Here is a 13,561-nt window from a genome sequence, read left to right as displayed (position 1 = left end):
GTTTTGAAAAAAGCTATGAAATTTTTTAAGTTTCTTCTTTTTTATATAGCTTAATAATTTTTTCTTGAATAAATTTTTTCTTATCATTCAAAATTTGATTTTTGGTGTAGCTTCCATCACTTTGCATGTTCCAAGAGTCTTTATTTGCTTCTAAATAAGAATCTAATAAATGTTTAATTTCTTTTTTAATCTTATTGTCTTCAATAGGAGTAACTGCTTCAACTCTTCTATCTAAATTACGCCTCATCCAATCTGCACTACCAATAAATACTTCTGCATCTCCATCGTTATTAAACCAAAAGATTCTTGAATGCTCTAAAAACCTACCAATAATGCTTGTTACTTTTATATTTTCGCTTAAGCCTTTTTTCTGAGGATATAGGCAGCACATTCCTCTAATTATAAGTTCAATTTTTACTCCTTCCTGTGATGCTACATAAAGTAATTTTATGATTTCTGGATCAACTAAGGAGTTCATTTTGGCTATTATCTTGGCTGGTAAGCCATTTTTTGCATAATTGATCTCTCTTTTTATTAGTTTTTCTATACCACTTCTAAGAGTTACCGGTGCAACTAATAATTTTCTGTAGGATTTTTGTTTAGCAAATCCCGTCAGATAATTAAATAGCTCAATAAGATCTTGACCAAGTTCAGGTTGACAAGATAGCAAGCCAAAATCTGTATATGTTTTAGAAGTTTTCGAATTATAATTACCAGTCCCAATATGAAAGTATGTTCTTAATCTGTTTTTTTCTTTTCTTATAATCAAAGCGATTTTTGTATGAGTTTTTAGTCCAATGACTCCATAGACAACATGAACTCCAGCTTGCTCTAATTGTTTTGCCCATTGGATATTATTATCTTCATCAAATCTTGCTTTTAGCTCAACTAGAGCCATAACTTGCTTTCCTTTCTCAGCAGCTCTTATTAATGCATCAATAATTAAAGAGTCTTTGGAAATTCTATATAAAGTCATTTTTATTCCCATTACTTGCTTATCTTCCGCAGCTTGATTAATAAACTCCTCGACTGATGTCGAGAAAAGGTTGTATGGGTGATGGACTAGTAAATCATTACGGCGAATAATAGAGAATATACTTTTAAAATTGCTTTTATTTCTAATATCTAATTCTTCTTGTTCACGCAATTGACTATTTTTGAGTGAATTATGAGTAACGCCTTGATGCTCTTTAAATTTTAATTTAGGAAGATTGAAAGTTGTTAATTCTATTAATTCATCTAATGCTAATAATCCCTCAATTTGATATAAATTTTCTTTGTCAATATTCATCCCTTCTTGTAAAAGATCAAGAATTACTTTTGGCGTATTTGTAGAGACTTCTAGCCTGACTACTTCACCTCCTTTGCGACGCTTGCGTAAACCTTCTTCTAGTGCACTCATTAAATCATCAGCTTCAATGTCTCGAAGCTCTAGATCAGCATCTCTTGTAACGCGAAAGAACGAATATTCTTTAACACTCATTCCAGGGAAAAGCATGGATAGATTATTTGCAATGATTTGCTCTATCGCAATACCTGTGTATTTTATTGATTCATTACCATGTAGTTCAGCTGGAATACTTATAAATCTGGAAATACTCTCCCCAGGAATTTTTATGCGGGTAAATTGTTCTTTATCTGATTCACTATCGACGATAATTGCAGCTAAATTTAAACTAAGATTACTTATAAACGGGAATGGATGAGAAGGGTCAACTGCTAAGGGGGTTAGTATAGGGAAAATTGCAGTTATAAAATAATTATCTATCCAAACCTTTTGTTTTTGATTTAATTCTTTATATTCAAGAATATATATATTTTCTTTTTTAAAATCTTCTTCTATATATTGTATTGTTTTATATTGCTGAGTCTTTAAAATAGGGTCTAAATAATTTCGAATTTCAATAAGTTGTTCTTCAGGTGATTTTCCATCTTGGCTTCTTTTTGAGATTCCACCTTCTACTTGTGATTTTAAAGAAGCAACTCTAACCATAAAAAACTCGTCTAAATTATTGCTAAAGATTGAACTGAATTTAATTTTTTCTAGTAGTGGCGTTTCCTCTTCTATAGCAAGTTCTAAAACACGTTTGTTAAAATCTATCCAACTGAGTTCACGATTAATATAAGTTTCATTATTGATTTTTGGATTTGTCATATCTACAACCAATTTATTCAATTTCTAATTATTATTTTAATATTTTGATCATCTATTAGTCTAGGAAATTACTTTTTGCTTAGTAGGACTTTTCCCTGAAATTAAAAACATAACAAATAGTAGAAGCAATATTGTCCCAAAGAATGGACTTCTTGGACCCAAAAGATCATATGAGCGTCCCGCTGCTATGGCTCCAAGAAAAGTTCCCAGACTTTGTAAACCCTGCAGATTTCCTAATACTGCTCCTTGACCTATGGAACTTAGTCTTCTTGAAATTAGTGCTCTTAAACTAGGAGTTACTAGTCCAGTTCCCATTGCAAGTATTGCGACGCCAGAAAATACAAGTGGAATTGACGTGTCTATATTTGCCAGCGTTAAAAGAATGCATCCTGTCATTACAAAGCCAATACCAGCAAAAGTTAATCTCGACTCCCCAAATCTTTTTACAAGAGGACCAATTAGGCCTCCTTGAACAATCATCGCAATAACTCCAACGACAATAAAAGCAGCACTACATAATTCAGGACTCCATCCAAATTTTTCTTTTAAATAAAGGACTAAAACAGCTGTAAAGCCATTAAATGCCATAAAGAAAACAAAAAATGATAAGCAAAGTCTTCTAGCTAAGGGGTTTTTAAATACAATTAATAGCTGACTAATTGGATTCAAATCTCTTTTTCTTGGTAGTAAATTTCTTTTGTTTTTGGGCAGTGTTTCCGGTAGAAACCAAATTACAAAAATAAGATTAAATATTGCAAATCCGCTTGCCACCCATACAGGTAAAGTAACACTAAATTTAGCAAGAGCTGTTCCTAATCCTGGCCCAAGAATAAAACCTAAACCAAACGCTACTCCAATTAATCCAAAGGTTTTTGCGCGATTTTCGGGAGTTGATATATCTGCAAGTATTGTAGTAGCAGTAGATGCGGTACCACCACTTATACCATCAATTATTCTGGCTAAAAATAGTAAAGATAAAGGTAAAGTTGAGGCCCATAAAGGTAAATAATTATCCCAATTCAGGCTTACAGTTAATGCAAATAGACATATTCCTATTACTGAACCAGATACACATGTGATCATGATTGGCTTACGACCGAAACGATCACTCATAGCTCCAATTAGTGGGGCTGCAGCAAACTGAGATATTGCATAAGTTCCAGTTAAAAAACCAAGAGTAGTCGCGCTTGTCGTGAATTGTTCTAATAAAAAAGGTAATAAAGGCAAAACAATGGTTTCGCCTAATCGATCATCTAGAAGTGTTATGAAAGCTCCTAAAAGGGTGGGAATTTTTAGCCTTCTCAATGCAAATAGCTCATAATTTATTCACCTTCTCATACTGTCAGAGAACTTGGCTTCATTTAGTAAAAACAGTCTAAATCGATATTTGCGACCTTGTGAGAGTTCTGATGAAATGGCTCTAAGAGAAGTTTATGAAGATGCTATTCGAACTTGTGATAAATCCTTATACAGCCAGAAGCAGATTGATGCTTGGACTTCCTTGGCTTATCTCCCTGGGATTTTAGATAAACCTCTTAGGGAAGGAGTTGGTTGGGTGAGTTGTGTTAATAAGACGATTGAAGCATTTGCTTTGAGATATCCAACTAATCGTTTAGCATTACTTTATTGCCGAGGGCGTTCGTCACGACAGGGTCACGCTACAGCTTTATTACATCAAATTGAGGAAGACACTCTCAAAGATAGACCTTTCAATTTAAAAACAGAGGCAAGTTTATGTAGCTATCAATTGCTTTTACGTCATGGATGGACAATTATTGCTCCTGAGGAGATTCAAATAGGAGGTGTTCATTTTTTACGCTATTTAATGGCAAAAACTTTGCATTGAATATCTTTTTTAAAAGTCTTCTTATGAATCAATATTTGCTTGTCTCCAATTAATTAATTTTTCTAATTGCTTTAAAGCAAATCCTGAATTGATTACTTCTTTTGCTTTATTGATTCCAACTTTAATATCAGAACTTAAGCCTGCATAAAAAAAGTAAATACCAGCATTCCATTCTAGTGCTTTAATTAATGGGCCCTCGCCATTAAGAGCTTGGAAAGCAAATCTCTGCCAGTCTTCGATGTTGGTCCATTCAAGATCTTGTCCTGAATATTCAAAGTCTTTGGGATGAAAAACTGCTCTAGTTCCATTTTGATTTTTATACTGACCAATTGTTGATGCACGACTTATTGACAGATCTATTCCACCTTCAAGTCCTTTAACAGTAATTACGTTTTCTTCATCCATAAGCTCAAGTGTTTTCCAGTGTCTTTCTTCAGTAGGAGAATGAACATAGCCACTTATATGTAGATGCTTTCCTTGATGACATGTCCAGATTAATTCCATACTGGCTAGCGGTGGTCGTTTACCTATTTGATCTCTATAAGGTATTAAATTTTCAGCTAGTGGAAAATGATCTGGCTGATGGATTAAAGCAAGTTCGTTATGGTTGAAAAAACTTTGCAGTTGAGTAATTGATAGACCGGTTAAATTTAATCCTAAGGCTTGAAAAAGTTCGTTATGAGTAACGCCGTATTTCACAGGCATACGAGAACCACCATGCAAAATAACAGGTTGTTTCTGCGTTAGTAATAGTAAAGATGTTAGAGGATATATAGGTGCAGTTTTTTTTCGACCATCAAAAGGCATTCCAAAAAATATAGGTTGACGTTGATTACTGGGTGATTGAATTTTTGGTCCAAGTTCTATATAGGCATCAATCATCCCGGCTAATTCTTCAGGGATAGGACGTCTAATTCTATGTGCAATCATGAAGCCACCAATTTGTGCTGCACTTGCTTCTTCATTCAGCATCAGTTTGAGAGCTGATTTAGTTTCTTCGCGAGTAAGACTTTTTCCTGTAAACTCACCACTACCTATTTTTTTTAAATAGGTTTTAAATTCTTCATATTTATTTGTCATTGGGGTTTATATTTCAAAGTTAAGTTGTTTTTTTGCAAGTTCTTTGCGCTCAGCATTCTTTAAATTTTTAACTAAATCTAATAGGATTTTTTTACTAATTTCAGTACCGATTGAACCAAGAGCCATTAGTCCATAGTATGCAGATTTATCCGAGCCTTTTTGTATTACATCGCGGATGGCTTTACAGATATCTAGGCTTTCACGTCTTTGAATTATTGTCAGTGTTTTGATCACTATCTCTTCTCTGAAATCATTTAAAGGAGATTTTGCTATGTCAAGTAAATCACAATCAGAAAGTAAATGAGCTTTGAATTTTAATAATTCTAAACCAGCTATTTTCATTTGTTCACTTTTTTCTTCTAATGTTTTTTTAATAAGCTCAATCGGTAAGGTTCCTCCAAAGCAAGCCAAAGCTTCTACGACTTTGATGTTCATTGTGTCATCACTATAAAGATGGTTTAAGAGCCATTCTTTGGCATCATCTTGATAAGTCAGTCCTGCAGCAAGGATTAGTTCGTCTTTATTTCCATACGTCTTAAGTAGATCTTTTATTTTTATCCATCCTACTTTTGATAATTGTCCCAAGCGAATAGCGATTTCTTGTCTAAGTTCAAAGTTAATATTTGGATTGTATGCAGTCTTAAGCCACTCAGCGCTTGGCTTCTTTTTTTTCGCGTTATTAATGGTATCCCATATATTGCTTTCTTCAATAATCATAGAATTTAAATTGAGTGGATTAGAAAATAATTAATCAGAATAATTTTTTAATTTACTATTTGTTTATTAATCAAGTCAAGTATCTGATTTGTTTAGAGATTAATTGAAAATCTTTTAAAACTCTATTAATAACTATTGAATAGTAGACATATTAAGAAAGCCTAGAATACAACTTTCTAGGCTTTCTTAATTTAGTTTAAAATTTAATTTTTTTAATTTTATCTTGCACCAAGTTGTGCTGCTACCTCTCTTTCTAGTTTTTCATCTTTGACGGCAGGTAAAACGTTAGAGATTGGAGTTTTGTGAGTGCTATAGAAAAGCATTCCAATAAATACCATTCCTCCAACAATATTTCCAATCGTCACTGGTAAGAAATTCCAAAAAATTACTTTTGTAAAAGGAATACCAGAACCAAGTAGAGGACCAGTTGTATGCAAAAACATATTAACTACTATGTGCTCCATTCCCATTGTTTGGAATGCAGTTATAGGTAGCCAGCAAGCAAGTATCTTTCCTGGAACACTTTTACTTACAAGTGCCATTGTTACACCTAAACAAACCAGCCAGTTTGCAATTACTCCACGTAAAAATGCAAGGAAAAAACCAGTACTGCCAAGTGCTTCATATTTAACAACTGTGTTTGCTTTATGTATAGCTATTATTTTTGCTGCAACAACTGCCCATCCCTTTCCACCTTCAGCAGCAGTTAATGGATCAACATTTCCAGCACTGGACAAGCTTATGGATAGTAGAACTGCAACAAATGCTGTACCTAGAAAATTACCGATCCAAACCCATAGCCAATTCCTTACAGTTGCAGACCAAGAACTCTTTCCAGCCCATACGGCCATTGGTAGTAACGCAAAATTACCAGTAACAAGCTCCATACCGAAAAGGACGATACTTGCAAAACCAAAAGGAAATATAAAAGAACCTAACCAAGGCATCCCAGATTGAATACCTATAGTAATTGCAAGACATGTCGCTAAACCTAAAATTGCTCCTGAATAGAAGCCTCTTATTAGCAAGTTTTTTACGCTTACAGATGATTTCTTTCCACCTGCAGCAATCATTCCATCTACCAATTCATTTGGTAGAACGTAGTCCATTTGAGAAGCACTTGAAGTCATAAATTTAAAAAGTAAGAAAAATAATTTTTTATAAAATCGAATTAATTACTAATTCGATTCATAAATTTGGAAAAGATGTCGGGGCTGCCATTAGCTCGATTAATCAGCGGTTTATCTTTGCCAAGAGGACTAAACCAATTCATGAAACGAGAAATAGAATCTTTAGGTAAGACGTAGTTCATTTGAGAAGTACTTTGAGTCATAAATTTAAAAAGTAAGAAAAATAATTTTTTATAAAATCGAATTAATTACTAATTCGATTCATAAATTTGGAAAAGAAGTCTGGGCTGCCATTAGCTCGATTAATCAGCGGTTTATCTTTGCCAAGAGGACTAAACCAATTCATAAATCGAGATAATGAACCAGATTTTTTACTTAAAAATATTTTTTCTTTTGCCTCAAAATTTGAGATAAGTAAATCTTTTAGTACATCTTTTAATTCATCTTGAGGGACAGATTTTTTTATTAATTCTCCTAATTTATAATTAGGTCCTTGTGATCCACCAATGCTTATATCGTAAGCTTCAACGGTTTTTCCTTCTTTGTTTTTAGCTTTTTTACCTGTTAAACCAATTCCTCCCATGTAGGCTTGCCCACAACTATTAGGACATCCGGTCCAATGAATCTTTAATTCGTCTTTCAAATCTAATTCTGTGTCTAATTCATGCGAGATTTTTAAAGCTTGATCTTTTGTATTTGTTAGAGCGAATCCACAATAGGTATTTCCAGTACAAGAAACAGTACCTGCTGCAATAGTTTCTGGTTCTAATGGAAACTTTTGTAAGAGAGATTGCCCCTTAAATTCTTCAATTAGATTTGTATCTATATTAGTAAAAATAATATTTTGATCTTCGGTTAGTCTTATTTCACTATCACCAAAAGCTTCGCATATATTTGCTAGATCTTGTAAATCTTCAGCTAAAAGGCGACCTACTGGAACATGAATTCCTGCAAAAAATTTATGTTCTTGTTTTTGAGGATGAATTCCAAAAAATGATCTTGGTTTATCTGCAAAGATTGAACCTGGATCTTCTTTTAATTCTCCATATTGCTTTTCTACAAGATCTCTAAATGTTTCAATACCAATTTTATTTAAATAAAATCTAAACCTACCTTTAGGTCTTATATTGCGTTCCCCATTATCTCTCCAGAGGGATAAAATAATTGATGTTAATTCATAAATTTTTTCTTCTTCAACCCAGGCATTTAATGGAACTGCATATTCATTCATTACTGATGAAAGTACACCTCCAACCCAAACACTAAAACCTAAAACATCATTAATTTTAACTGGATGGAAAATTAAATCGTTATGTAAAAGAAAATTATCTTTAGAGCCAGCTATAGCTGTGTTCCATTTTCTTGGAAGATTTGAAAATTCTGAATTTCCTTTGCCCTCTTTAATTAAATGATCTTGCATTTTTGATGTATATTTTCTTGTGTCTATAATTTCTTCTGGATCAACTCCAGCAATTGGATTTCCAGTAACATTTCTTGGATTATCAAATCCAGATTGAGTTGTTGATATGTTTACTTTTTTTAATCTATTTAATATCTCAGGTAAATCACTAATTAAAACACCTCTAAGTTGTATATTTTGCCTAGTTGTTATGTCACAACTTCCATTCTCTCCATATCTTGCAACAATTGACGCAATTACATTTAATTGTTCTGCATTGATTATTCCATTAGGTATTCTTAGCCTTAACATAAACTTTCCAGGTGTTTTTGGTCTCCAAAACATCCCGTACCATTTCAATCTTAATTCTAAATCTGTTTTATCCATTTCCTCCCATCCCATTTCAGCAAATTTATCTATATCCTTTCCTATTTCAAGTCCATCTTTAGCAGCTTTATTTTTCTCGACTTGATTTAGTTTTTTGCCTTCTAGATAATATTGAACCATTAGTATTGAGAAATGACATATATTATTAACCGTCAAAATCTAAGGCTTGTATGTATCAGTTTTTACCAAAATTATAATTTTTTTTGGTATCATTCAATACACCATATTTATCCATTTAATTGATTAATTGGTTTCAAAGTTTCTCATTTAGTATTGGCGTCCAATTTCTCCGAGGCTTCTAATCGCTCCACTTTTGAGCATTTCCCAAACCTCTTTCATAGCAAAAAGGTCTCTATGAAACGTACTTTTGAATCTTCTTCTTCCTCTGTATTGAGTGTTTCTTCGATCAACGCCTTCTCCTCGTCTGAAATTATTTGTTCCCGAGTATCTAAAACTTCTCATCATTTGAATTTTAATAAATTAGTTGAAAGTACTAATACATCTTCAGATGTCCATCAAAAGTTGTCTTTGTTACCAAATAGAATTAATTGTGAGCCTCCTCACCATTTACATTTATTAGTTCATGGTTCTCGAGGTGGTGAGATACATCCATCTCTTCTTTCTTTGGTTGACCAATTAAAACGGCTTAAAAATCGCTCTGTTTCAATAGAGGCTTTAACTGATGATAATCCAGAGCAAATTGACATCGGTAATAGATCAGTGGTTTTAGTTCCTCTTTTTCTGTTACCTGGAAGTCATGTTTGTATTGATGTACCAAAAATATTTAAACGTTTGCAAGAAGAGGGACAAAATATAAAATTGTTTCCTTTCCTAGGTTCTTTTATGCCATGGCTATCATTAATAGATGATCTGATAACTAGTCAGAGACCTTTTGTTAAACCTGCATTGATTCATCACCCTGTCTCTTCAGATATTTCAAGTGTTTTTCTTAAGTCCTTAGAAAAATTACTCAATATTCCTCTTTATTCATGGTCTATATGGAATCAATATACTTTTAAAAAGGAGAAGAATTATCTTCCTATTCCCTATCTTTTGACTCCCAACAAAAATGTAGAAATTGATAGTAAAGGAGAGCAGCTGAAATCTTTGCTTGAGATTGATATCATTCATCGTGGTCTTGTTAATATTTTGGGTAACTTGCCATGAATACAAATCAGTTTGGCACTGTACATCTTGTCGGAGCCGGTCCTGGTGATCCCGATTTATTAACAGTTAAAGCGCAAAAACTAATTAGTAAATGTGATGCGCTTGTATACGACTCTTTAGTTCCTTTAGAGCTACTTGAATTAGTTTCCTCAAATTGTCAACTCCATTCAGTAGGCAAGAGGCGTGGTCATCATTCGGTACCTCAGAGGACAACGAATGATATTTTGTTTGATTTAGCAAAGAGTTATTCTTGTATCGTTAGATTAAAAGGTGGTGATCCATTTTTGTTTGGTAGAGGTGCGGAAGAAGCTTCTTATCTTCATAAAAAAGGGGTTCCAGTACAAGTCGTACCTGGGGTTACATCTGGTATAGCTGCTCCTGCTTATGTTGGGATACCTGTTACTCATAGACTTGCTGGATCTTCAGTTACTTTTGTGACTGGACATGAGGGGATTGATAAAAAACGCCCAGCTGTAAATTGGCGGTCTTTAGCGAAATCCAGTGATGGAATCGTTATATATATGGGTGTTCATAATTTAAAATTTATCTCAGCAGAGTTGATTGCTGGTGGTATGAATCCTGAGACTTCTGCGGCAGTTATTGAGCAGGGGACTGTAATTGGTCAACGTTATATTAAGAGCCCTTTGGTTAGGCTTTTTGAGCGAGTTCAAGAAGAAAATTTAAGGTCTCCTGCGATTGTTGTAATAGGTTCAGTTGTGGATTTTCAAGTAGAAGCTTGCTCTCCAAAGCCAGCTGAAGTGACATTCCCAATTCCTATATAGACAGTTTTTAAGTTATTATTTTTTAGATTTTTAATAAACTTAGCCAAAATTCTTTGGGGTTAGTTGATATTTTTAATTCTTTTTTGTTTATTTTTTGAATTGGACGACAACTTAAGCTATTGATTAAAAACCATTCATCATTATCTTTTGGTGTGGCTTCAATAAGTGTCTCCTTTACTATATTTAAATCAATTGCTCGTTGACGCATGATACCTGGTAGACAACCACTAGTAGATGGTGGAGTTAACCAATTATTTTCTCTTTTTACTAATATATTTGCTGTAGTGGCGCAACATATTTCACCTTGACTATTTAATAATATTGCATCACTAAAGCCTGCATTCTTTGCTTCTATGCGCGCTTGAATCCCTTGGTTATAGGAAAATGTTTTGCAATAACTTAATCGACTAAAAGAATTTCTTCTTTCAGTTTGACTAATTATTGTAGATATAGATTCAAAATTTGGTTGACAAGAATCTATCTCCAACCAAAAACTATGATGGCTTGTATTGCTGATATCAATTCCACGTTGTTTTGATGCTCCTCGAGTCCAATTAATACGAATTACTCCATTGACATTATTTAATTGTGATCGGTTAATGCCATCTTCAACGAGTGAAATCAACCATTCTTTTGATGGTGGAGGACTCATTTCTAAAATACTTGCACTCTTTTCCCATCTATTTAAATGCTCATTAAGAAGCTGCGGAACTCCATTCAAAATGAAAATCGTTTCAAAGATTCCATCTGCAAAGTTGAGACCTCGATCATTAATTGGTACTTTTAAATCTTTGAAGATTCCCCAGTGACCATTAATCCAGCCTAATTTTTCGGTCTTATTTTCAGTCATGTTAATGCTTTTAAAAGTGGCATTAATTTCCAATTCATTTCCTCAGCTTCTTTTTGACTATCTGAATCTGCAACAATTCCACATCCAGCATTAGCAGTAATAGAGGATTCTTTAATCATTAAAGATCGAATGAGAATATTGCTATCAAGGACCCCATCCCAATTTATATTTAATATTGATCCACAATATGGACCTCTCGCTGTTGGTTCAAGCTCATACAATCTTTTACATGCCCTAAGCTTGGGTGCTCCTGTTACGGAACCACCTGGCCAACACGCTTCAAGCAAGTCAACCCAAGTTTTATTTGTATTGAGTCTACCTTTAACTACTGAAGTGAGATGATGAACTTGGGAATAGCTTTCTAAAACTAGTAGATGAGGGACTTTGATTGAACCAGGTTGGCATACTCTTCCAAGATCATTTCTTAGTAGATCTACAATCATTACATTCTCAGCATGATCTTTTGGACTACAAATAAGCTCTGCTGCCCAATCAGCATCTTTTTCTGGATCTCTATCTCTGGGTCTAGTTCCTTTGATTGGTCTCGTTTCCACTTCACCACTGGGTAACGCTTTTAAAAATCTTTCTGGTGAAGTTGATATAATAGCCTCTCCTTTTGCCATCTGATCGCCGATAATTACTCCAGCAAATGGAGCAGGGGAGCATTTTTTAAGTTTTGAATATACGTCTATTGGACGCATGGATTCTGGCAATGGGGCTTTGCATGATGTAGTTAGATTAGCCTGGAAAATATCACCTTTCGCAATCCATTCTTTGATTTCATCAACTTTTTCAGAATATTCTTGACTTGTTAACTTCCAGTCCCAAGATTCTAGGGGAATACTATGTTTGCGTTCTGTTTGTTTTGTCGTTTCAGAGTGAGCTTTGGAAAGCTTTTGATGAAAAGTACTTTTTAGAAAATTTTCCATAATTGAGATGCGCTTTTCATCTTTGCCTTCTAGCCATAGCTCTTTATTTTGAAGGTCAAATTTTAATATAGGGTCATGCGAGGCTATCCATAAAGTAGCCATAGAACTTGTTTGCCATGGATTTTGTGGCTCTGTCCAAAATCCAGCTTCATAACTCAGCCAACCAGTCCAATGCCCTGGCGGCAATTCATGTAAAATCTTAAAAGGATTTGAGTTCTTTTTTGAAATTTCTAATTCTCTAGAACAAAACTGCTCTAAGGGATTAATTCCTAAGGTAACCCATCGACCTAAATCACTCCCATCGCCATCAAGCCATACAAATCCTGCCTCTCCCCATTCTTTAATCAATTTGTGAGCTACTAGTTCAGGTGATTCCCACTGAATTAGTATTCGTTTAATTTTATTCACTAGATATTTTGACTACATAGATCTTCACGACCTATTTCTTTTAATGCTTTATCTCTAATACGACAACTATCACATCTACCACACGGTTTACTTTCACCTTGATAGCAACTCCAGGTTTTTTCTATAGGAATTTTTAAGCGTAATGCCTCTTTAAAGATTTTTGCTTTTTCCCAATCTAGTAGTGGAGCCCAGAGTTTTATACCTTTCCCCTCGCGTCCTACTCTGCTGGATAAGTTAGCTAATTCTTGATATGTCTCTAAATAATCCGGTCTACAGTCTGGATATCCAGAATAATCCATTGCATTGATGCCTAATGCTATTCGATTGGCTCCACGAGCTTCAGCAAGACTTAACCCAATAGCAACAAAGATAGTGTTTCTACCTGGAACGTAAGTATTAGGAATAGTATTTTTTTCTATTCCTTTAGTTGGAATTATTTGTGACGTGTCTGTCAAGGAGGATCCACCCCAAGAAGATAAATCAATCTTGATTGTTATGTGATCCTCAAGATTTAAATCTTTTGCTAAATCTGCGGCTGCTTGTAACTCCTTAAGATGTCGTTGACCATAATCAAAGGATAATCCAATCACTTTTTGCTCAGCTTCCATAGCTATACAAGCAGCTGTAGCTGAATCAATTCCTCCGGAAAGTAATGCAATTGTTGTCTGTTCAATCATTATTTTTTTTAAATCTAATGAAGCAAAATCTCAT

The 13,561-nt window shown here is 34.1% G+C and carries 13 protein-coding genes; 3 read left to right on the top strand and 10 right to left on the bottom strand.

What is annotated here, in order from left to right; translation table 11 throughout:
• Window positions 1-25: 25 nt before the first annotated feature.
• Window positions 26-2,155 carry a polyphosphate kinase 1 gene (ppk1, locus tag O5633_RS08215; protein ID WP_269609158.1) on the bottom strand — a complete coding sequence of 710 codons (2,130 nt, stop codon included), beginning with the start codon at window positions 2,153-2,155 and terminating at the stop codon, window positions 26-28.
• A gap of 60 nt (window positions 2,156-2,215) precedes the next feature.
• The gene (locus O5633_RS08210) at window positions 2,216-3,460 is read right to left on the bottom strand and encodes an MFS transporter (protein ID WP_269609157.1); all 1,245 of its coding nucleotides are present in this window, start codon (window positions 3,458-3,460) and stop codon (window positions 2,216-2,218) included.
• 109 nt (window positions 3,461-3,569) lie between these two features.
• Between O5633_RS08210 and O5633_RS08205 the strand changes: the two genes are divergently transcribed.
• A complete protein-coding gene (locus O5633_RS08205) occupies window positions 3,570-4,001 on the top strand; it encodes a GNAT family N-acetyltransferase (protein WP_269609155.1) in 432 nt (143 codons plus the stop codon).
• 21 nt (window positions 4,002-4,022) lie between these two features.
• Here O5633_RS08205 and O5633_RS08200 read toward each other — a convergent pair whose 3' ends face one another.
• From O5633_RS08200 to O5633_RS08180, 5 genes are all read right to left on the bottom strand, one after another.
• Window positions 4,023-5,081 (bottom strand): anthranilate phosphoribosyltransferase family protein, encoded by a 1,059-nt coding sequence (locus tag O5633_RS08200; protein WP_269609153.1) that lies wholly within the window; start codon window positions 5,079-5,081, stop codon window positions 4,023-4,025.
• 6 nt (window positions 5,082-5,087) lie between these two features.
• Entirely contained in the window at window positions 5,088-5,798 is a 711-nt protein-coding gene (locus O5633_RS08195) for a capsid protein (RefSeq protein WP_269609152.1), read from the bottom strand.
• A 218-nt stretch (window positions 5,799-6,016) separates the two neighbouring features.
• On the bottom strand, window positions 6,017-6,907 hold the full coding sequence (locus tag O5633_RS08190; RefSeq protein ID WP_269611339.1) for a formate/nitrite transporter family protein: 891 nt from the start codon (window positions 6,905-6,907) through the stop codon (window positions 6,017-6,019).
• A 62-nt stretch (window positions 6,908-6,969) separates the two neighbouring features.
• The gene (locus O5633_RS08185; RefSeq protein ID WP_269609151.1) at window positions 6,970-7,131 is read right to left on the bottom strand and encodes a ferredoxin--nitrite reductase; all 162 of its coding nucleotides are present in this window, start codon (window positions 7,129-7,131) and stop codon (window positions 6,970-6,972) included.
• A gap of 41 nt (window positions 7,132-7,172) precedes the next feature.
• Window positions 7,173-8,834, bottom strand: coding sequence for a ferredoxin--nitrite reductase (locus tag O5633_RS08180; protein ID WP_269609150.1), 1,662 nt, complete (start codon window positions 8,832-8,834; stop codon window positions 7,173-7,175).
• Between the two features lie 234 nt (window positions 8,835-9,068).
• On the opposite strand from O5633_RS08180, the gene O5633_RS08175 reads away from it, so the two are divergent.
• Complete coding sequence (locus tag O5633_RS08175; protein ID WP_269609149.1) at window positions 9,069-9,881, top strand: CbiX/SirB N-terminal domain-containing protein; 813 nt, start codon at window positions 9,069-9,071, stop codon at window positions 9,879-9,881.
• Window positions 9,878-10,663, top strand: a complete 786-nt coding sequence (gene cobA / locus O5633_RS08170) for a uroporphyrinogen-III C-methyltransferase (protein WP_269609148.1) — start codon at window positions 9,878-9,880, stop codon at window positions 10,661-10,663. Before O5633_RS08175 ends, cobA begins: the two co-directional genes overlap by 4 nt.
• 22 nt (window positions 10,664-10,685) lie before the next feature.
• On the opposite strand, the gene O5633_RS08165 is transcribed toward cobA, so the two are convergent.
• From O5633_RS08165 to queC, 3 genes are read right to left on the bottom strand one after another with little or no spacing between them, the layout of a single operon-like run.
• Entirely contained in the window at window positions 10,686-11,513 is an 828-nt protein-coding gene (locus tag O5633_RS08165) for an aminotransferase class IV (protein ID WP_269609147.1), read from the bottom strand.
• Window positions 11,510-12,850 carry an anthranilate synthase component I family protein gene (locus O5633_RS08160; RefSeq protein ID WP_269609146.1) on the bottom strand — a complete coding sequence of 447 codons (1,341 nt, stop codon included), beginning with the start codon at window positions 12,848-12,850 and terminating at the stop codon, window positions 11,510-11,512. The genes O5633_RS08165 and O5633_RS08160 overlap by 4 nt, the downstream gene beginning before the upstream one ends.
• Complete coding sequence (gene queC, locus O5633_RS08155; RefSeq protein ID WP_269609145.1) at window positions 12,850-13,527, bottom strand: 7-cyano-7-deazaguanine synthase QueC; 678 nt, start codon at window positions 13,525-13,527, stop codon at window positions 12,850-12,852. The genes O5633_RS08160 and queC overlap by 1 nt, the downstream gene beginning before the upstream one ends.
• Window positions 13,528-13,561 lie beyond the last annotated feature (34 nt).

Origin of the sequence: Prochlorococcus marinus str. MIT 1013, from assembly GCF_027359395.1 — a bacterium.
GTDB lineage: Bacteria > Cyanobacteriota > Cyanobacteriia > PCC-6307 > Cyanobiaceae > Prochlorococcus_B > Prochlorococcus_B marinus_E.
This window is presented reverse-complemented; position numbering and strand designations above follow the sequence as displayed.

Excerpts from the sequence above, each read along its gene's own strand:
- O5633_RS08165 (WP_269609147.1), bottom strand. The coding sequence starts at position 11,513 with ATGACTGAAAATAAGACCGAAAAATTAGGCTGGATTAATGGTCACTGG.
- O5633_RS08195 (WP_269609152.1), bottom strand. The coding sequence starts at position 5,798 with ATGATTATTGAAGAAAGCAATATATGGGATACCATTAATAACGCGAAA.
- O5633_RS08205 (WP_269609155.1), top strand. The coding sequence starts at position 3,570 with ATGGCTCTAAGAGAAGTTTATGAAGATGCTATTCGAACTTGTGATAAA.
- O5633_RS08175 (WP_269609149.1), top strand. The coding sequence starts at position 9,069 with ATGAAACGTACTTTTGAATCTTCTTCTTCCTCTGTATTGAGTGTTTCT.
- O5633_RS08200 (WP_269609153.1), bottom strand. The coding sequence starts at position 5,081 with ATGACAAATAAATATGAAGAATTTAAAACCTATTTAAAAAAAATAGGT.
- O5633_RS08180 (WP_269609150.1), bottom strand. The coding sequence starts at position 8,834 with ATGGTTCAATATTATCTAGAAGGCAAAAAACTAAATCAAGTCGAGAAA.
- O5633_RS08185 (WP_269609151.1), bottom strand. The coding sequence starts at position 7,131 with ATGACTCAAAGTACTTCTCAAATGAACTACGTCTTACCTAAAGATTCT.
- ppk1 (WP_269609158.1), bottom strand. The coding sequence starts at position 2,155 with ATGACAAATCCAAAAATCAATAATGAAACTTATATTAATCGTGAACTC.
- O5633_RS08190 (WP_269611339.1), bottom strand. The coding sequence starts at position 6,907 with ATGGACTACGTTCTACCAAATGAATTGGTAGATGGAATGATTGCTGCA.
- cobA (WP_269609148.1), top strand. The coding sequence starts at position 9,878 with ATGAATACAAATCAGTTTGGCACTGTACATCTTGTCGGAGCCGGTCCT.
- queC (WP_269609145.1), bottom strand. The coding sequence starts at position 13,527 with ATGATTGAACAGACAACAATTGCATTACTTTCCGGAGGAATTGATTCA.